The organism is Candidatus Delongbacteria bacterium (assembly GCA_041675285.1).
Taxonomy (GTDB): Bacteria; CAIWAD01; CAIWAD01; order CAIWAD01; family CAIWAD01; genus CAIWAD01.
In genome coordinates, this window is the sequence record JBAYTZ010000004.1 from 116,698 (window position 1) to 134,808 (window position 18,111).

The following is an 18,111-nucleotide window of genomic DNA, read 5'->3' on the forward strand; positions in this document are numbered from 1 at the left end:
GCCCGCTTAGGGCATCTGCAGCACCAGCCGTTCGTTCTCCGCCTTCCAGGCCGCGTGCAGGAATTCGCGGAAGGGCGGATAGTCGCCGGGCTCGATCCGTTGTCCCGTGATCTCGAAGTGCCGGCAGATCCGCACCACGCCCGCCGGGGCCGGCTCACGCCTGAGGTGATAGGAGCCGGACGGGCACTTCAACTCGACAGCCTTGACCTCGCCCAGCAGGGTCGCGCCGGCGGGCAGCTCCAGCTCGATGGTCTCGTCGAAGCTACCGCGCCGGTGGGTGACGTCCAGCGCGGTGCGCCGGGTCTCCAGCGTGGCCAGGTCGTCCGGCACGTCGTTGGCGCTCCAGGGCAGCGGAACCAGCAGCAGGCTGCCGGCGGAGGTGCCCGCGGTGGGCAGCGCGTAGTCGAAGTCGACGCTGACGTCCTCATCCAGACCGGCGGCCTGCACCCGGAAGGACTGGAAGCGCGCGCCGGGCCGGCTCTCGCTGACGATCCCGTTCACCAGCGCCTCGTGGGTCTCGGGCTTCTCGCGGGAGATGTAGTCGCGCAGCCAGGCCGCCTCCTCGCCCGTGTAGTCGATGCGACCCCGGACCTGCAGGCCGCCATCAGCCGCCGCCACGGCGTGCAGGACTGCGCGGCTGGAGAGGCCCGCGAGGGGATCGAGGGGAATCCGCTCGAAGCCTGCGCCCTGTCCGTCCACCACCAGGGCCTCCTGGCCCTCCAGTGTGTACGGCACGTTGGGGAAGGTCAGGCGCCGGGCCGTGGTGTCGATCCAGTAGACGCGGCCGTCCCGTGTCACGGCCTTGACGATGGCGTGGGTGAAGCGCTGGGAGGGCAGGTAGGAGCGAACCATGTGGTCGGAGTTGTTGACCAGCGCCACGGAGGCCGACACGCCCAGCGTGCGCAGCAGGCCCACCAGCAGCACGGCCTGGTCCTTGCAGTCGCCGTAGCCCGTCCGCAGGATCTCACGGATGGAACGGGGCAGGTAGCCGCTGTTGACGAACTGCTCGCCCTCGTATTGGATGTTCTCCATCACCCAGTGCGTGGCGCGGCGGATGCGCAGGGAGTCCGACCCCTGTGACACGTCCAGCTGTCCGGCCAACTCGCGCAGCTCGGGGGAAGGCGCCAGCCGGCCGGAGATCACGTCCTGATACCAGCGCACCACGCGGTCCCATTCCCGGATCGTGCTGAAATCCAGCCAGGCGCCGTACTCGTGGGCCTCCGGGGCCAGGAACTCCTGCAGGAGCGCCGGACGCCGCCAGGTCTGGTACTCGAGGTAGGGGCGGCCGGCGGCCTGTCCCCGCCGGGCTTCGAGCTCGATGTTGTGCAGCTGGACCTTGGGTTCCATCCCGGCCGGAAAGTGCAGGACGGCGTGCGAGCAGAGGACGGGGTACCCGACGTCGAAGCGCCAGGATCCGTAGTACTCGTGGGGCAGGCCGGCCGTGGGCAGTGTGGTGCTGAGGCCCTGGAACTCCACCAGATCGCCCGGCTCCAGGTCCGCGAAGGCGGCCTCGCCGTTCTTGATGTCGGCCATGATCTGCCGGCCGTCGGCCTTGATGGTGCGGGCCACCTCCACGCTGCCCGAGGCGTTCATGGTCATGAAGTCCTTGACGCCGGCGTCGGTGAGCACCTTCACCAGGTAGCGGTAGCGCCGGTCGCAGGCCCCGCCGGGCTGGAACACGTACTGGCATTCGTCCAGCAGGTAGACCGCTGGCGAGCCGGTCGGCACCCAGTCCAGCGACTCCGCCAGCAGGGTCTCGCGCCGGATGCCGGGCAACTCGTCGAAGGGCGAGGGTTGGCTGCGCGCCGCGCGGATCATCTCCTGCAGCGTGTAGTTGTGCGTCGTGAGCCGGGCCTGCTCCAGCCGGGCCTCCAGGGCCTCCTCGCGGCGGTTCAGCTTGTCCAGCAGGACGGGCTTCAGCGCCAGCAGCCCCTCCATGGCCGGGCTCACCGCCAGTCCGCGGTTGACGTGCTCCAGCGCCTCGTCCAGCCGCCCGGCGCGTTGCATCACCAGCGCCGCGTCCCGGTGGTAAATGTCCCGGCGGCCGTCCGCGGCCAGCGCGGCCGCGGTCCAGCGCAGGGCCTCCTCCGGCTGGTCGTGGCGGAAGGCCTCGCCGCCGGCCCAGCGCAGCCCCTCGGGCCAATCGGGCCGGGCCCCGGCCAGGGCGAAGATCTCCGCCTGCCGCGTGTCCTCGTCCTGGAGGGCGGCCAGGATCTCCAGCAGCGAGTTGCGCAGGTCCAGGCAGCCGGGCTCCCGGGCGATGCCCTGCCTCATCAGGGCCAGTCCGCCCGGCGTGTCGCCGTCCATCAGCAGCATCAGCCCGCGGTGCAGGATGACTTCTGACTGGTCGGGAAACAGGCTGTGCAGCTCCTGCACCAGCCGGCGGCAGCCGTCGTTGTCGTGCTCCTCCAGCAAACGTCCCGGCTGCAGCATGCGAGCCAGCAGGAGCTCCGGGTACTGGTCGGCCAGTGTGCGCAGCAGTTGCGAGGCCTCGTTGGCGCGCAGATTCATGTTCAGGTCGTCCAGGCGGGTCATGGCGCTGGCCAGGCCGCTGGGGAAGCGGGCCTCCAGACGCCGCAGGCAGTGCCGGCCATCCTCCAGAAAGCCCCGCTTCAACAGGAAGGAGGCCAGGTAGACCTCATCGGCCAGGGGCAGGTCCGTCCGGGCCAGCAGACGCGGCAGCCACGCGCCGGGATCCCAGGCCGCCACGGCGTCCGGCGCCGTTCCCTGGGGCAGCTGCGCCACCAGCGGCCCCGGCGGCGTGGCGCGCACTTCCAGTTCGAGGGGGTGACCGGCGTCGGTGACCAGGCTCAGGCCGACCTGGAGGGCCTGCTGTTCGGCGCAGGCCTTCACCAGGATGCGGTTCCAGCCCGCGGCGAGACGCACGGGGAGCTCGTAGAGCAGGTCGATGCCCGCCTGATGCTCGGCGGTCTCCAGCAGCCAGGCGCCGTTGACCTGCACGCGGAACTGCCCGGATCCGCTGAGCAGCAGGCGGGCCGGCTGCTCCAGCGGGCTGAGCACGTGGGTCAGCAGGGCCGAGCAGCCGTCGGGCTTGCCGCCCAGCAGCATGTCCAGGTCCACCAGACCGCCGGCGGATTGGATCCGGCGCCACTGGCAGGGCAGGCCGAACTGGTCTTCCCAGGTGGCGGTGGTGTCGAAGAGGCCCGCCTCCACGTCCTCCAGGCGGCGCAAACCGGAGGCGGCCATGTTGGCGAAGGGGCCGGCCAGCCAGTACTCGCCCAATCCGCCGGTTGCCGACAACAGGGAGTCCGCGCTCCGCAGGCGACCCTGCTGGGCCTCCGCCTGGGCCCGCAATCTGCGATAGAACCGGTGCAGATCCGGACGTCCCGTCGACACGGCCTGCAAGCGTTCCAACTCCGACAACGTGCCGGGTTGCAGGCCGCGCAGCTGGAGATTGCCGGAGTAGTCGGCCAGGAGCGCCGGGTTCAGCAAGTGGTCCGGGTCCAGCACGACGGCCTCGGTGAGACAGGCGTTGGTCGCCGCGTACTCCAACCGCAGGTTGTGGGCCAGCGCCGCCAGGCGACAGGCCGCCGCGCGCTCCGCCGGACTGCCGCCGGCTCGCTGCAGGCGCTCCGCGCGCTCGATGACGGCCGAGAGCCGGCCGGCGTTGTAGTCCTGCTCCAGTTTGTCCAGCGTCCCGGCGCGCAACCAGCCGGCCAACAACAACAGCGGCAGCAAGCGACACAGCATGTGAACCTCAAGTGTTGATCTGGCGGGGAAGTGACGCAAGTATGATACTGATTCTGTCAGCCGCGTGGCGCGGTCAGGGGGTCCAACAGGAAGGAAGCGGATGCGGACGCGCGTGAGAGTGTGGTTCCTGTTGCTGGCCGTTTCCCTCTGCCGGGCCTCACTGGGGGATTTCCAGGGTCTCGAATTGCAGCTCGCGGCGGGGCGCTGCGTCCCCAGCGGCCAGCAGGGCCAGGGGCAGCTGGACTTCAACGGACCGACGGGCTGGTGCGGCGGCGCCCGTCTGCACATGGGCACCTATGAGCAGCTGAAGGCGGTCCTGTCCGTGACGGCCCACGGGCGCAACGCCCTGCGGGCGACGGACAGCGTGGGCTGGCAGGGCGCCGACGGCGGGCACCTGGCGCTGAGCGGCGCGGCCTTCCGGACCCGCGCCATCACGCTGGGCGCCTTGGTGCGTTCGGATCCGCGCCTCGACCTGCAGGCCTGGTTGCGCGGCGGACTGGGCTGGGGTCAGATGATTCGCGATCCGTGGACGCTCACGGACATGGATGCGGCCGAGCCGGAGACACTGAAGCGGCGTGTGGTGGAAGGCGTGGCGCTGGAAGTGGGGGTGGGCGTGGATCTGCGCCTGCTGCCGGATCTGGCGGTGGGCGTCTCCTGGACATCGCTGCACATGGCGGACATCTGGGATGGCTCCGCGCTGCTGCGGCAAGCCCAGGGCACCCTGCGCTGGACGCCCAACCTGCGGGGGGCGAGCCGGCCCTGATCCGGCCGCGTCAGGTCCGCCAGGCCTCGGCCAGTTCGGGCAGCCGGCGCAGGGCCTGCCACTCCTGCGGATGGGTGTCCCGACAGGCGTAGGCCTTCCAGCAGCGCGCCACGCTCCAGTCGGGATGGGGCCGCTGCAGCAGCCGTGGCCGGGCTCCCGCGGCGACCTGGCCCGCCACCAGCACGCGCAGGTACCAGCCCGTGTGACCCCACTCCGCCATCCGCGCCGCCATGTCCGCCTGCCCCAGCAGACGGCCCGGCTTGTAACACGGCACGCGGGGCTGGCTCACCTCCAGCACGGGCGCCGACACCGGCGGATCCTCGTCCTCCGGGTGGCCGGCCGGACAAAGGGCCCAGCGATCCCCCAGGCAGGTCAGCTCTTCGTCCAGTCCCTCCAGCAGCAGGTTCTCGCCGAAGGACCCAGCCGCCAGCGGCCGGCCCAGCCAGTCCGCCCAGCGCGGGTAGTGGGCAGCCGCCCAGGCCAGCAGGGCCTTGTCCGGCCCGCCGTGGTGCCGGCGATCCGCCTGCTCGTCGCCCTCCAGCCCCAGCCGTGTGACACTGGCCGGGCCGCCGAGCGGGAGCTTCTCCACGGCACTCTCCCATTCCCCCTGTCCGTCGACGCGCCGGATGACCCGGCCGGCCAGCACGGCAACTACGCGGGGATCCGGGCGTGGTGGCTGCATCTGCGGTCTCCCTGGCTTGGGTCATGGGACTTGCGCCCGTGGCCGGTGGGCATGATAAGGCCGGACGAAGCGGGTGTCAAACGACTTGGGGCGAATGCCCCGGTGGCCCTCAGCCTGCGCCGAGCAATGCCGCCACGGCGGGGGAGGCGGGCGCCGCGCGGAGAGCCTCCAGCCGGCCCTGTTGGGCCACCCGGCCCTGCTCGTAGACGATCCAGCGGTCGGCCAGGGCCGCCGCCTCCTCCAGGTCGTGGGTCACCAGCAGGATGGGGATCTGGAAGCGGGCGCGCACCTCCTGCAGCACCTCGCGCATCTCCAGACGCAGCGGGCGGTCCAGGGCGGAGAAGGGCTCGTCCAGCATGAGCAGCGCGGGCTGGCGGATGAGGGCGCGGGCCAGGGCCACGCGCTGCTTCTGGCCGCCGGAGAGCTCGCGCGGCAGGCGTTCCTCCAGCCCCTCCAGATAGAAGGTGGCCAGGAGCTCATGGGCGCGCTCGCGGCGCCGGGGGGCCGGCAGGTCCGGTGCGCCGTGCAGCACGTTGCCCAGCACGCTCAGGTGGGGAAAGAGCGCCAGGTCCTGGAAGACGTAGCCCACCGGCCGCCGACCGGGCGGGCGGCGCAGACCGGCGGCTGTGTCACACCAGACTTCTCCGTCCAGGGCCACCCGGCCCTCGTCGGGGTCCAGCAGGCCGGAGACGAGTTGCAGGGTCATGGTCTTGCCGGCCCCGGAGAAGCCGAAGAGCACGGCCAGCTCGTGCTCCATGCGCCACTCCACATCCAGCGTGAAGCCGGGCACGCGCTTGCGCAGCCGGACCTCCAGCCCGCTCACAGCCATCGGCCGGCTCCGCGGTTGGCCAGGTAGAGGAAGAGGCCCGAGAGCACGGTCATCAGCAGCACCAGCGCGTGGGCCGCGCCCCACTCGCCGCTGCCCGCCAGGCTGTAGATGGCCAGCGGCATGGTGGCCGTGCGGCCGGGAATGTTGCCCGCCAGCATCAGCGTGGCGCCGAACTCGCCCATGGCGCGGGCGAAGGCCAGGGCCGTGCCCGCCCAGAGGCCGCGCCGGGCCAGCGGCAGCAGCACGCGCAGGGTGGTGGACCACTCCGAGTGCCCGCAGCAGGTGGAGGCCCGCAGCAGGTTCTCGTCCACGGACTCGAAGGCGGCACGTGCGGTCTTGATCAACAGGGGCAGGGCCACCACGTAGGAGGCCAGCGCCGCGCCCTGCCAGGTGAAAACCACGCTCCAGCCCGTGGCGGCGAAGAGCGGGCCGCCCAGCCAGCCGTGGCGACCGAAGAGCAGCACCAGGTAGTAGCCCGTGACGGTGGGCGGCAGGACCAGCGGCAGGGTCAGCAGCACGTCCAACAGCTCCTTGCCGCGGAAACGGCGCCGCGCCAGCAGCCAGGCCAGCGGAAGACCGGTGAGCACCACCAGCAGGGTGGCTGTGAAGGCCACCTGGAGGCTGAGTCGGATGCTGCTGAGAATGGCGTCGTCCATGGACCCAGAGTAGCGTTTTCCGTCCGGCGCCGGGCGGGGTCCCGGGCCGTGAGACAGGCGGATCCGCCGGCCGGCTGTCGCTCAGCGCGTGGCCCGCTGGAAGCCGTGGCGGCCCAGGATCTCCTGCCCCGCTTCGGAGAGCAGCAGGCTCAGGAAGGCGCGGGCCTGGGCTTGGTGCGGCGTGCCGCGCACCACGGCGGCGGGGTAGACGATGGGCGTGTGGCTGGCATCCTGCGCCTGGGCCACCAGCCGGACCTCATGCGGGCGCGAGGCCGCGTCCGTGGCGTAGACCACGCCGGCGTCCACCTCGCCGCGGGCCACCCAGTCCAGCACCTGGCGGGCGTTCTCGGCGTAGATCAGCTTGCGCTCCAGGGCCGGCAGCAGCTTGTGGAAGAGGAGGACCTCCCGGGCGTAGCGGCCGACAGGCACGCTGCGCGGATTCCCCACGGCGATGCGCTGCACGTCCTTGTGGCTCAGGCCCTTGAAGGACGCCAGCCGACTGTGGGAGGCGGCAGGCACCACCAGCACGAGCTGGTTGCCCGCGAAATTGGCGCGGGAATCGGGCAGCAGGAGGCCGCGCCGCTCGGCCTCGTCGACATCCTGTTGGGCCGCGGAGGCGAACACGTCCACCGGCGCGCCGCCGATGAGCTGCTGCAGCAGCTGGCCCGACGCGCCGAAGTTGAACAGCACGCCGACGCCGCTCTGCTTCTCGTAGAGTGCGCCCAGCTCTTCGAAGGCATTCTTCAGGCTGATGGCCGCGGAGACGGTGATCTCCACCCGCTCCGCCGCGCGGACCGAAGTGGGGGTTCCGCCCAGGATGGCCGGGAGCAGGATCAACAACAAGGTGGATGAAAGGAATGCTCGGCGAGAACTCATGGCTCCGGTCTTTCGCTGGAGAGAGTGAAGAGTCGCACGTAGTCCTGGAAGATGAACAGGCGGTTGCGCTTCTGTCCTGTCATCTCGCGCATGATGCCCAGGCGGACGAAGTCGGTGATCAGGGCCGTGGCCGTGTTGGTCGGGACGGCCAGCCGCTCGGCCACTGTCCGGATGGTCACGACGGGGCTTTGGTACAGCAGGCGCAAGAGCCGCTGGGCATTGGCCTGGCGTCGCCCGTGAAAGGTGGGGAGAAGCGTGCGCTCAATCCGCTCCTTCAACGCCAGGATGTCTTTGAAGACCTGGATGGACTGGCTCGCGGTTTCCTGGACTCCCACGAGGAAGAAGCGCAGCCAGGGTTCCAGGCGACTTGTGTCACGCACCCCCATCAGTTGGTCGTAGTACTCGCCTTTGTGGCGCTCGAAGAAATCCGAAAGGTAGAGCGCGGGTTTGGCCAGCAGGCCGAAGTGGACCAGATAGAGCACGATCAGCAGTCGCCCCAGCCGGCCGTTGCCGTCGTTGAAAGGATGGATGGTCTCAAACTGGTAGTGAATGAGCGCGATGCGGATCAGGTGTGGCACATGGATGCGCTCGTTGTGCAGGAAGAGCTCCAGATCGCTCATCAGGGCCGGGACGTGGGACGGGTGCGGAGGAACAAAGGTCGCGTGCTTCAGGCTGGGACCGATCCAGTTCTGGCCGGTGCGGAACTCCCCCGGTTGCCGCGCCTGGCCCCGCCCGCTCTGCAACAGGATGGCGTGAGTCTCACGGAGGAGGCGATTGGAGAGCGGCAGCGTCGGCAATTGACCGATGGCGTGGTGGACGGCCTGGATGTAGTTGTGGACCTCCGTCCAATCATCCCGCCGCTCTGGATTCAGGTCCTGTTCTTCCACAAGAGCCTCTTCCAGATTCGTGCGCGTGCCCTCGATGCGGCTTGACGTGGTGGCTTCCTTGGCCACGTGCATGCGGATGAAGAAGTCGACGTCGGGGATGAGTTGGGAGAAGGCGTTCAGCTCGCCCAACAGGCGAGTCGCCTCCTCGAGCAGAGTCAAGGTGCGGGGGTCGCTGAGGATCCACTCGCGGTTGATGGGTTCGGGCAGAAAGCTGCTGTACTGGTACTGGACTTCGCGGCGTCCGGCCTGAAAGGTCTTGAGGTCGGCAGGGTCCCCGGGTTGGAGAGGTTTTGGCGCGTCAGTTGACATGGGAGTGACTCTTGTTTCATATGACGGCCAGTAATTGAAATAAGATTGGAGCTAATGTCAACTGCTGCCCGACTCTGGGGTGCTAACTGGCCGTCACCCGGTGGCCCACCAGCCGCTCCTTCAGGGCGCCCAGGAACTCCGGCGTGATGGCCACCTTGAACTTGCCGCTCTTGAAGTGGACGGCCTGGCCGTCGGCGGCCACCAGGCGGAAGAAGACCTCGCCCTCGCCCTTGTGCTGGCGCAGCAGGGTTTCCAGGCCGTCCAGCTGGACGGGATCCAAGTGGCGCTTGTCCAGCTCGATGGTCAGGCGCTTGGCGGCGCGCTCCAGCAGCTCGCTGAGCGGATAGGCCTGCTCGACGATGAGGATCCGGTCGTTCTCGTCCTTGACGCTGAGCCGGCCGCGCAGGGCGCAGAGCGCGTCCTTGCGCAGGGCGTCGCCCGCCAGACCCAGCTGCTCCTCGAAGGCCATGAATTTCAGGCTGCCGCCGAAATCGTCGATGGCGCCCAGGGCCATCTTCTTGTCCTTTTTGTTGATCAACGTGCGGAAGGCGCTGATCATGCCGCAGACCAAGAGCTGCGCGCCGTCGCCCAGCGCGTTGACCAGGTCCAGCCGGCGCGTGCTGAAGCCCTCCACCACGTCGCGGTACTGCTCCAGCGGATGGCCGCTGATGTAGATCCCGATCAACTCCTTCTCGCGCTGCAGGCGGTCGGCCTCGCTCCAGGCGGGGGCCTCGTCCAGCACGGGGGGCGGCACCTGGACGGCCTCGGCTTCGCCGAAGAGGCTGATCTGGTTGCGGCTGGCCTGCTCCTGCTGCACGGCGGCGAAGCGCAGCAGCTGCTCCACCCCGGCGAACAGCGTGGCGCGGCGCTCGTCCAGCGAGTCGAAGGCGCCCACCTGGATCAGGCTCTCCAGCACCTTGCGGTTGACCCGTGTGACATCCACGCGCCCGGCCAGGTCGAAGACGTCCGTGAAGGGGCCGTCCGCGCGGCCGGCCACCAGGGCCTGGATGGCCGTGTCCCCAACGTTCTTCACCCCGCCCAGCCCGAAGCGGATCCCGCCGTCCACCACGCGGAACTCGCGCAGGGACTGGTTGACGTCCGGCGGCAGCACGGGAATGCCGAAGCGCCGGCACTCCTCGATGAACACGACCATCTTGTCCGTGTCGGCCATCTCGTCGGTCATCACGGCGGCCAGGAACTCGGCCGTGTAGTTGGCCTTTAGGTAGGCCGTCTGGTAGGCCAGCCAGGCGTAGGCCGCGCTGTGGCTCTTGTTGAAGCCGTAGCTGGCGAAGCGCTCCAGCAAGTCCCAGATCTCGACGGCCGTCTTTTCCGGAATCTGCCGTTCGGCCGCGCCCTGGACGAAGCCCACCTTCATCTTGGCCATCACGTCGAGCTTCTTCTTGCCCATGGCGCGGCGCATCTCGTCGGCCTGTCCCAGGCTGAAGCCGCCCACGGCCTGGGCGATCTGCATCACCTGCTCCTGGTAGACGATGACGCCGTAGGTCAGGTCCAGGAATTTCTCCATCACGGGATGCAGGTAGCGCACCTCCTCGCGGCCGTGGCGGCGCTCGATGAAGAGCGGGATGTTGTCGATGGGGCCCGGCCGGTAGAGGGCGTTCATGGCGATCAGGTCGTCCAGGCGCGAGGGCTGCAGCTTCTTCAGGTACTCGCACATCCCGCCGGACTCGAACTGGAAGACGCCCAGGGTCTGGCCGCGGCCGAAGAGCTCGAAGGTCTTGGCGTCGTCCTTGGGAATGGTCTCGATGTCCAGGTCCACGCCGCGCTCCAGCAGCCGGCGCTGGGTCTCCTTGATGATGGTCAGGGCGCGCAGCCCGAGGAAGTCCATCTTCAGCAGTCCCACCTCGTCGATCCAGGTGCCGTCCCACTGGGTGGTGACGTCGCCCTCCATGCCGCCCGCGCGCTGCAGGGGCACGAACTCCTCCAGCGGGCCGGGGGTGATCACCACGCCGGCGGCGTGCACGCCCGAGGCGCGGTTGAGGCCCTCGAGGATCTCAGCGTTGCGCCACATCTGCTCGTAGCGCGGATCGGTCTTGAGCAGCAGGTCCAGCTCGGGCACGGCCGCGCGCACGTCGGACAGATGGACCTTCTTGTCCATGGCCATCTTGGGCGGGATGAGTTTGGTGATGGCGTCGGTCTCGGCGAAGGAGAGGCCCAGCACGCGGCCCAGGTCCTTGACCACGGCCTTGCTCATCAGGCGGCCGAAGGTGATGATCTGCGCCACGTTGCGCTCGCCGTACTTGCGCTTGACGTAGTCGATCACGTCCTGCCGGTGGCGGTCCTCGAAGTCGATGTCGATGTCGGGCATGGACACGCGTTCGGGGTTGAGGAAGCGCTCGAAGAGCAGGTCGAATTCCAGCGGATCGATGTTGGTGATGCCCAGCACGTAGCTCACCAGCGCGCCGGCGGCGCTGCCGCGGCCGGGACCCACGCGGATGTCGTTGGCGCGCGCGTAGTCGATGAAGTCCTTGACGATGAGGAAATAGCCGGCGAAGCCCATTTTTTGGATCACGCCGATCTCGTAGTCCAGGCGCTCGCCGGCGCCGGCGGGCGGGCCGGCGGGGAAGCGGCGGGCCAGGCCTTCCTGGCAGGCCAGGGCGAAGTAGTCGTCCAGGGTCTGGGCCGGACTCTCCGGCGGAATGGGGAAGACCGGCAGCTGGCGCGTGTCGAAGTCCAGGCTCACGTCGCATTTGTCGGCGATTTCGCGCGTGATGCGGCAGGCGTCCTCCATGCCGGGGAAGGCCTGGTACATCTCCGCGGCGGTCTTGAAGAAGAGCTGGTCCGTGCTGTAGCGCATGTTGCGCGGATCGTGCTGTTTCTGGTCGCGGATGCAGATGTACATGTCGTGGGCCAGCACGTGGCTGCGCTCGAGGTAGTGGATGTCATTCGTGGCCACCAGCGGGATGGCCAGCGAATCGGAGAGCTCCTTCATGCGCGCCCGGGCGATGTCCTCCTCGGGGATGCCGTGGTTCTGCACCTCCAGGTAGAAGTCGTCGCCGAAAAGCTCGCGGTAGGCCAGGGCCGTGCTCTTGGCCTTGTCCCAGTCGGAGGCGAGCAGGGACTGGTTGATCTCGCCGCCCAGGCAGGCGGTCTGGGCGATCAGCCCGCGGTGGTACTTCTGCAGCAGCTCCCAGTCCACGCGCGGCCGGTAGTAGAAGCCGTCCAGGAAGCCCGCGCTCACCAGCCGCAGCAGATTGTGGTAGCCCTCCTGGTTCTTGGCCAGCAGCACCATGTGGAAGTAGGGCTTGCGGCCGGCGACCTTCTGGCGCTCCTTGCGGCTGCCGTTGGCCACGTAGACCTCGCAGCCGATGATCGGCTTGACCTTGGCCTTGCGCGCGGCCTTGTAGAATTCCAGCAGGCCGTAGAGATTGCCATGGTCGGTCAGGGCGAAGCTGTCCATGCCGTTGTCCACGCAGCGCTGCACCAGCTGGTCCACCCGGGCGGCGCCGTCCAGCAGGGAGTAGTGGCTGTGGTTGTGGAGGTGGACGAACTCGGGCATGGCATTCTCGATGCTTCCGGCGCAGCGGAGGGGCGATCGCCTTTCCTGACAAATGGATCGGGTTCTGGCTTGGAGTCTGGCTCCGGGTCAGCGCCCGCGGGCTGGCCACCCGGGGCGAGGCGCAAGAACATAGAATTGCCCCCCCACGCCCCAAAGCACTCGGCGGCAAGAAGCGGTGGATAACCCGTCAAGTGGTTGTGGGACATGAATCTGTCGTGACCGCGCGCTTCGCCACCTTCAATGGTCATTTCCGGAGGCCGAGTGTCGCCATCTGCCGTTCTGTGCATGTTGCTTGCCGTCTGCCTGAGCGCCGGGCCCGCCCCGGGCCGGGAGATCCGCTGGGCGCCCTTTCCCGTGCTGGCCTACACGCCGGAGACCGGCGGGATCGGCGGCGCCTTCCTGCAGGGAGTGACGTCGGGGGACAGCCTGGCCCACGAGAGCCAGTTGGCCGCCTGGCTCTCCGTCAGCACGCGCCGGCAGCTGGAGCTGGGCCTGCGGCCGGAACTCTGGCTGGCCCAAGGGCGCTGGGTGGCCCAGGGCGAACTGAGCTACCAGAACTGGCCGGCCACTTGGTTCGGGCCGGGGGATCCCGCGCCGGAGGCCGCCTACACGGTGGAGAAGGGCAAGGTCGAACTGAGCCTGCGGCGCCGGGTGGCGTCCGGGTTGTTCGTGGGTGGCTACGGCCTGCAGATCCGCGAGAGTTTCACGGACTGGGAGGCCGGCTTTCCGCTGGCCGAGCAGGAAGGCCGGGACAGCGGCCTGGGCCTGGAGTGCGCCTGGGATCGGCGCGACAGCTCCATCTGGCCCACCCGCGGCGGCTATCTGCTGGGGCGCGCGGCCCGGCATGCGCCCTGGATGGGGAACAAGCGGCCCTACACGCGCTGGCTGCTGGATCTGCGCGGCTACCGCTCTGCGGGGCCCGGCGTGCTGGCGGGACAAGCCGTCCTGGACGGACGGGGCGGCCGGCCCGGCTTCCGGGCGCTGCCCCGGCTGGGCGAGTATCTGCGGGCCTATGAGGATCTGCGCTTCCTGGATTCCTGGTTGCTGGCCGGGCGGCTGGAGTGGCGGCAGCCTGTGCCGCTGCCCGCCTGGACGGGTCCCTGGCTGGCGCGGCGCTGCGGGATGGTGGCCTTCGCGGAGCTGGGCGCACTGGCGGATGGGCCCGGCCGGCTGGCGGGCGCGCCTTGGCGGCGCAGCCTGGGATTGGGCGGCCGCTACGCCCTGCTGCCGGACCAGCACGTCAACGTGCGGGCGGACCTGGCCTTCGGCTCGGAAGGGCTGGCGCTGCGGATCAAGGTTGGGGAAGAGTTTTGAGGACGTACTCTGCAAACCAGGCAGAGCCAGGGACAGACGGTGACACCGACCCCTTCCCCCTTCAGGGGGAAGGGTGGGATGGGGGTTCAAGGCAAGCCTGATTTCTTTCCACATCCCTCTCGACCAATGCATGGAAGATCGTTTGGATCACACCTTCAAGATTTTCTTCAATCTCTGTGTTCCAGAAACGCATCACCTGTACGCCTTGCTCAGAAAGCCAATGGGTTCTGAGCAGATCTTGCTCAGTTGACAGCGCATGCTGACCGCCATCCAACTCGATGGCCAAGCCGCACGACAGACAGATGAAGTCGATGATGAAGGGGCCTGCCGGAGCTTGTCGACGGAACTTGTATCCGCCCAACTGACGGCTGCGCAAAGCTGCCCACAAGCGCTGCTCAGCGGGCGTCATTGCGTGGCGCAATTGGCGGGCACGAACCGTCATGATGGGAGAGATCCTGTGATACACGTTGAACCCCCATCCTAACCTCCGCCCGAAAAGGAGTAAGGGCTCGTGAGGCAGAAACCCCCATCCTAACCTTCCCCCTGAAGGGGGAAGGGACTTGAAGGCGGAGAACCCCCATCCTAATCTTCCCCCTGAAGGGGGAAGGGATCGCGCAACCAGGCCTCTGCATCAGGAAGGGAGTGGGGTCAGACTCTCCAACAAGCGCCGGGCGGCCGCAAGATCCGGCTCCTCTTCGCGACCGGATTGCAAGCGGGCGATCTGCCGCAGGCGGCCCTCCTCGTCCAGCAGGCGGATGTCGATGCGCGTGGCGCCATCGGCGTAGGCCTTTTCCACGCCGATCTGATGCCGGGCGGCGGCGGCGATCTGGGGCAGGTGCGTGATGCAGAGCAGCTGGTGGCGGGCCGCCAGTTGCCGCATGAGCGTGGCCACGGCCAGGGCGGCCTTGCCGCTGATCCCGGCGTCGATCTCGTCGAAAACCAGGCACTGGCCCGCGCACTCCTCCAACAGCAGGCACTTGAGCGCCAGCATCACGCGGCTGAGTTCGCCGCCGGAGGCGATCTCCTCCAGCGGGCCCAGCGGCGTGTCCGGATTGGTGCTGATGTAGAAGGCGGGCGATTCGGCGCCCACGGCGTCCCACTCGGCGGCGGGTTCCTCCAGGCAGACGTCCAGGCGCCCGCCCAGGATGCCCAGCTCCTCCAGCAGGGGCTGGATGCGCCGCGAGAGCGCCGCCCCGCCGCTGGAACGGGCCGCGCTCAGGCCGGCGCGGGCGGCGGAGAGGGCCGCGCGCAGCCGCTCCTCCTCGCCCTCCAGCCGCAGGATCTGCCCGTCCAAGTCGTCGCCCCGGGCCAGCAGGTCGTCCAGCTCGCTCTGGCGGGCCAGCAGCAGGTCCAGGCTGCCGCCGTGCTTGCGGATCATCCGGTCCAGTTGCTGCAGGCGCTCGCGGATCTGTTCCAGCCGCTCGGGATCTCCTTCCAGGGCCTCGGCCCGGGCGCGGGCCTGCTGGGCCGCCTCCTGCACCTGGATCAGGGCCTCGGCCAGCAGTCCGGCGGCGCTGGCGAAGGCCGGGTCCAGCTTGGCGGCCTGGGCCAACTCGCGCTGCAGGGGCACCAGGCGGGAGTGGACGCTGTCCTCGCTTTCCTCCAGCGCGTCGGCGGCCTGGAACCCGGTCCGTTGCAGCTCCTCTGAGTTGCTCAGCACGCGGTGCTCGGCCTCGAGCTCGCGGTCCTCGCCGGGGCGGGCGGCCAGCTTCTCCAACTCCTCGCTCTGGAACTGCCACAGCTCGCGCAGCTCGCGCTGGCGGTCACGCGACTTGCGCGCGGCGGCCAGCTGCCCGGCGGCCTCCTTCCAGGTCTGCCAGAGGGCGTCGTGGGCGGCGCGCGCCGGGGCGATGGCCGGCAGGGCGTCCAGCAGGTCGGCGTGGCGCTCGCGCTCCAGCAGCTGGGCGAGATCGCGCTGGCCGTGGAAGTCCGCCAGCAGGCGGGCCAGTTCACGCAGGTCGCGCTGCTGGACGGGCTGACCGTTCACCCAGCTGCGGCTGCGGCCCTGGGAGATCTCGCGCGTGATCTCCAGCGGGCCGTCCTCCGGCAGTCCGCGCGGTTGGCACCACTCGCGGCGGGCGGCGTCCGGCGGCGCCTGGAACACGCCGCTGAGCCGGGTGGTCCGGCCCTCGTGGAGCAGCTCGCGGTGGACGCGGGCGCCCAGCAGGGCGGCCACGGCCCCCAGCAGCATGCTCTTGCCGGCGCCGGTCTCGCCGGTGACGGCCACAAAGCCGGCCGGCAGGGCCAGGTCGAGGGCTTGGATCAGACCGAAGTGCTCGATGGTCAGGTGTCTCAGCATGGGGGCAAGATACGGCGTGGAGGCCTCAGGGAAAGGGGGAGAAAACGCGGCTTTCCCCGAGACGGTGGAGAGGATTCGCTGGAATGGACAAGGGACGGGAGCGGGCGGCAAACGCGCGGGTTATGTGGTGAAGCCCGGACGGGGGCCAGACAGTCATCCGATTTTAACGATGAACCCTCCCACCGCCCCCCACCCGCCCGGGGTACTTGGGGTCTTCAGTTTTGATCCCCGTATGACGAGGGAAAGTGGTGGATAGCGGAAAGCGTGTGGAGTGACGCAGACGAACCGGCTGTTCCTCGCATGGCCGGGCGCAGACTGTCATGGCCCGCCGTCCGAGTCCTCAGGGCCGGCCCTGCGCCGAGTCCACGTCCAACGGGCCCACGGGCAGGAAGCGATCCCGGCGGCGCGCGGTCTCCAACTCCTGGGCCTGCCTCTCGTCCCACCACCAGAGCCAGAGCGGGCAGCTCTCCCCGGCCTGTGGTCGCAGCACTTCCGCTGGAACGCCGAAGCGATTCCACCAGGCCAGTCGCAGAAACGGTGCATGCCAGCCCAGGGCGTAGGGCGCCAGCTGACCCAAGCGGGCGTCCAGGTGCTGCAACAGCTGGACGCGCTGGTCGTCCAGCAGACTGGCGTCATAGGCCACGATCAGGGAGTCCACGGTCGCATCTGCCAAACCCGACGGATTGTACGACGCGACCTGCGAGGAATGGAAGGGGTAGAAGGGACGGGGTTCCTGCAGGCCGCGCCATTGATGCCAGAACAAGTGGATCTCGCCCTTGCTCACCCGGCCCCGATGGGTGGTCATGTCCACCGGTTCGGTTCGCAGCCGCACCCCGGCCCGGGAAAACTCATGACGAATCAGATCCATCACCAAGGTCCAGTCCGGTGAGGAATTCGTCGCCAGCACCACCTCCAGCGGGTGTCCCAAGGAATCCTGCCGCACGCCGTCCGGACCGCGGTGCCAGCCCGCTGCATCGAGCAAACGGCCGGCTTCCAGTGTGTCACAACGCAGCTCCGGCAAGGCGGGATTCTCGCCCGGCGTGCATTCGAAGTAACTGCGCAGGAGTTCATACTCTCCGCGGTAAGGACCCTCGATGATCTGCTCACGGGGCAGCAGGCGCGTCAAGGCCTGGCGCACGCGAAGATCATTAAATGGTGGATGGCGCAGATTGAAGACCAGCGCCATGCCGTCCGCCGGCTGATGCAGCCGGACCTTGCGGCGCTGCACCCAACCGGCGCGGAGCGGCTCCAGGGCCTGCGGCGTGATCTCGGTGACCCAATCCGCGGAGTTGTTGACGAAGAGGATGTCCACTTCATCCTCAAGAAAGAACTGCCGCTCCTCCTGGGGTGACCGGACCACACGCAGCACCAAATCGCGGAAATTGCCCACTCCCTGCAGGGCAGGGTCCCTGCGTCGCCAAGCCCGACTGTGCCGCGTCAACCGTAGTTCGCTGCCCGGCTTGCTCTCGGACAGGAAATAGAGGCCGCTGCCCGGCAGGGGCTCGGTCCTCCAGCGCTCCAGCACATCTCGGGCACTCAGGCCGTTGATCAAGTGAGCGGGCAGGATGGGCATGAGAAAGGCCAGATTCTGGAAGACGGACAGCGAGCGGGTGAGGCAATGGACTCGCACCAGATGGGGGCTGAGGACCTGTGGCTCGGCCACCTGCCGATACTCGGCGGAGACACCGGGTTGACCCAGGCTTTCATCCGTCAGCAGCCGCCAGGTGGCCCTCACATCCTCCGCTGTGACACGCTGACCGGTTTGCCAGCGGGCCTCGGGGCCGAGACGAAACCAGATCCATTGACCCGCCGCGGAGTCCGCTTCGATTTTCCAATGGCTGGCCAATTTGGGCGTGTGGGATCCACTCCAGGCGTCGCCACCCAGCAAGGTCTCGTGGAGGAGTCCTGCCGCCAGCTGTTGGAAGTGCTCCGCGCCGCTGCGGGCCAGGGGACAGAGGCTGGCGGGATAGCCATGCAGGGGGACGCGCAGCACGCCACCCGGCCGGGCGAGGGGATCGCCCGGAGAGCGGAAGTCGGCATTGGTGACGAATCCCAGACTGGCGGCGAGCGCCTCGAAGCCCGCTCCACCCAGTTCGGCCGAGACTCCGGACACGGGGCCAGCGGTCGGCTCCTCCGTCGCGTATCCGTGCCGCGCCCAGTACTTGCGGGCATCCTCGCCCTCGGGGGAAAGGGCGGCCGGCAGGGGCCGGACAATGGCGAAGCAGAGCAGGGCGCCGATCAGGCGGACTGGAGGGAACCGCATGGCAA

General features: G+C 68.9%; 12 protein-coding genes. 2 read left to right on the forward strand and 10 right to left on the reverse strand.

What is annotated here, in order from left to right:
• Nucleotides 1-6: 6 nt before the first annotated feature.
• On the reverse strand, nucleotides 7-3,711 hold the full coding sequence (locus tag WC326_05480) for a transglutaminase domain-containing protein (protein ID MFA7330511.1): 3,705 nt from the start codon (nucleotides 3,709-3,711) through the stop codon (nucleotides 7-9).
• 112 nt (nucleotides 3,712-3,823) lie between these two features.
• Between WC326_05480 and WC326_05485 the strand changes: the two genes are divergently transcribed.
• Complete coding sequence (locus WC326_05485; protein ID MFA7330512.1) at nucleotides 3,824-4,474, forward strand: hypothetical protein; 651 nt, start codon at nucleotides 3,824-3,826, stop codon at nucleotides 4,472-4,474.
• 10 nt (nucleotides 4,475-4,484) lie between these two features.
• Here the strand turns inward: WC326_05485 and WC326_05490 are convergent, their stop codons facing one another.
• The 6 genes from WC326_05490 to dnaE form a co-directional block, all read right to left on the reverse strand.
• Nucleotides 4,485-5,156, reverse strand: coding sequence for an MOSC domain-containing protein (locus tag WC326_05490; protein MFA7330513.1), 672 nt, complete (start codon nucleotides 5,154-5,156; stop codon nucleotides 4,485-4,487).
• 109 nt (nucleotides 5,157-5,265) lie between these two features.
• Entirely contained in the window at nucleotides 5,266-5,985 is a 720-nt protein-coding gene (locus WC326_05495; GenBank protein MFA7330514.1) for an ATP-binding cassette domain-containing protein, read from the reverse strand.
• Nucleotides 5,976-6,641: a molybdate ABC transporter permease subunit gene (modB, locus tag WC326_05500; GenBank protein MFA7330515.1), complete on the reverse strand. Its 666-nt coding sequence runs from the start codon at nucleotides 6,639-6,641 to the stop codon at nucleotides 5,976-5,978. The genes WC326_05495 and modB overlap by 10 nt, the downstream gene beginning before the upstream one ends.
• A gap of 81 nt (nucleotides 6,642-6,722) precedes the next feature.
• Nucleotides 6,723-7,517, reverse strand: a complete 795-nt coding sequence (gene modA, locus WC326_05505; GenBank protein MFA7330516.1) for a molybdate ABC transporter substrate-binding protein — start codon at nucleotides 7,515-7,517, stop codon at nucleotides 6,723-6,725.
• Nucleotides 7,514-8,713: a Fic family protein gene (locus tag WC326_05510; GenBank protein MFA7330517.1), complete on the reverse strand. Its 1,200-nt coding sequence runs from the start codon at nucleotides 8,711-8,713 to the stop codon at nucleotides 7,514-7,516. Before WC326_05510 ends, modA begins: the two co-directional genes overlap by 4 nt.
• A gap of 82 nt (nucleotides 8,714-8,795) precedes the next feature.
• The gene (gene dnaE / locus WC326_05515) at nucleotides 8,796-12,230 is read right to left on the reverse strand and encodes a DNA polymerase III subunit alpha (GenBank protein ID MFA7330518.1); all 3,435 of its coding nucleotides are present in this window, start codon (nucleotides 12,228-12,230) and stop codon (nucleotides 8,796-8,798) included.
• A gap of 261 nt (nucleotides 12,231-12,491) precedes the next feature.
• Here dnaE and WC326_05520 point away from each other — a divergent pair, with 261 nt between their 5' ends.
• Entirely contained in the window at nucleotides 12,492-13,544 is a 1,053-nt protein-coding gene (locus tag WC326_05520; protein ID MFA7330519.1) for a hypothetical protein, read from the forward strand.
• Between the two features lie 61 nt (nucleotides 13,545-13,605).
• On the opposite strand, the gene WC326_05525 is transcribed toward WC326_05520, so the two are convergent.
• The 3 genes from WC326_05525 to WC326_05535 all read right to left on the reverse strand — a co-directional run bounded on the left by WC326_05525 (nucleotide 13,606) and on the right by WC326_05535 (nucleotide 18,106).
• Nucleotides 13,606-13,986 carry a DUF559 domain-containing protein gene (locus tag WC326_05525; GenBank protein ID MFA7330520.1) on the reverse strand — a complete coding sequence of 127 codons (381 nt, stop codon included), beginning with the start codon at nucleotides 13,984-13,986 and terminating at the stop codon, nucleotides 13,606-13,608.
• Nucleotides 13,987-14,175: 189 nt separating this feature from the next.
• A complete protein-coding gene (recN, locus tag WC326_05530; GenBank protein MFA7330521.1) occupies nucleotides 14,176-15,843 on the reverse strand; it encodes a DNA repair protein RecN in 1,668 nt (555 codons plus the stop codon).
• A gap of 340 nt (nucleotides 15,844-16,183) precedes the next feature.
• Complete coding sequence (locus tag WC326_05535; protein MFA7330522.1) at nucleotides 16,184-18,106, reverse strand: ABC transporter substrate-binding protein; 1,923 nt, start codon at nucleotides 18,104-18,106, stop codon at nucleotides 16,184-16,186.
• Between the last annotated feature and the right edge of the window lie 5 nt (nucleotides 18,107-18,111).

Excerpts from the sequence above, each read along its gene's own strand:
- modA (MFA7330516.1), bottom strand. The coding sequence starts at position 7,517 with ATGAGTTCTCGCCGAGCATTCCTTTCATCCACCTTGTTGTTGATCCTG.
- WC326_05495 (MFA7330514.1), bottom strand. The coding sequence starts at position 5,985 with ATGGCTGTGAGCGGGCTGGAGGTCCGGCTGCGCAAGCGCGTGCCCGGC.
- modB (MFA7330515.1), bottom strand. The coding sequence starts at position 6,641 with ATGGACGACGCCATTCTCAGCAGCATCCGACTCAGCCTCCAGGTGGCC.
- WC326_05480 (MFA7330511.1), bottom strand. The coding sequence starts at position 3,711 with ATGCTGTGTCGCTTGCTGCCGCTGTTGTTGTTGGCCGGCTGGTTGCGC.
- WC326_05490 (MFA7330513.1), bottom strand. The coding sequence starts at position 5,156 with ATGCAGCCACCACGCCCGGATCCCCGCGTAGTTGCCGTGCTGGCCGGC.
- recN (MFA7330521.1), bottom strand. The coding sequence starts at position 15,843 with ATGCTGAGACACCTGACCATCGAGCACTTCGGTCTGATCCAAGCCCTC.
- dnaE (MFA7330518.1), bottom strand. The coding sequence starts at position 12,230 with ATGCCCGAGTTCGTCCACCTCCACAACCACAGCCACTACTCCCTGCTG.
- WC326_05525 (MFA7330520.1), bottom strand. The coding sequence starts at position 13,986 with ATGACGGTTCGTGCCCGCCAATTGCGCCACGCAATGACGCCCGCTGAG.
- WC326_05535 (MFA7330522.1), bottom strand. The coding sequence starts at position 18,106 with ATGCGGTTCCCTCCAGTCCGCCTGATCGGCGCCCTGCTCTGCTTCGCC.
- WC326_05510 (MFA7330517.1), bottom strand. The coding sequence starts at position 8,713 with ATGTCAACTGACGCGCCAAAACCTCTCCAACCCGGGGACCCTGCCGAC.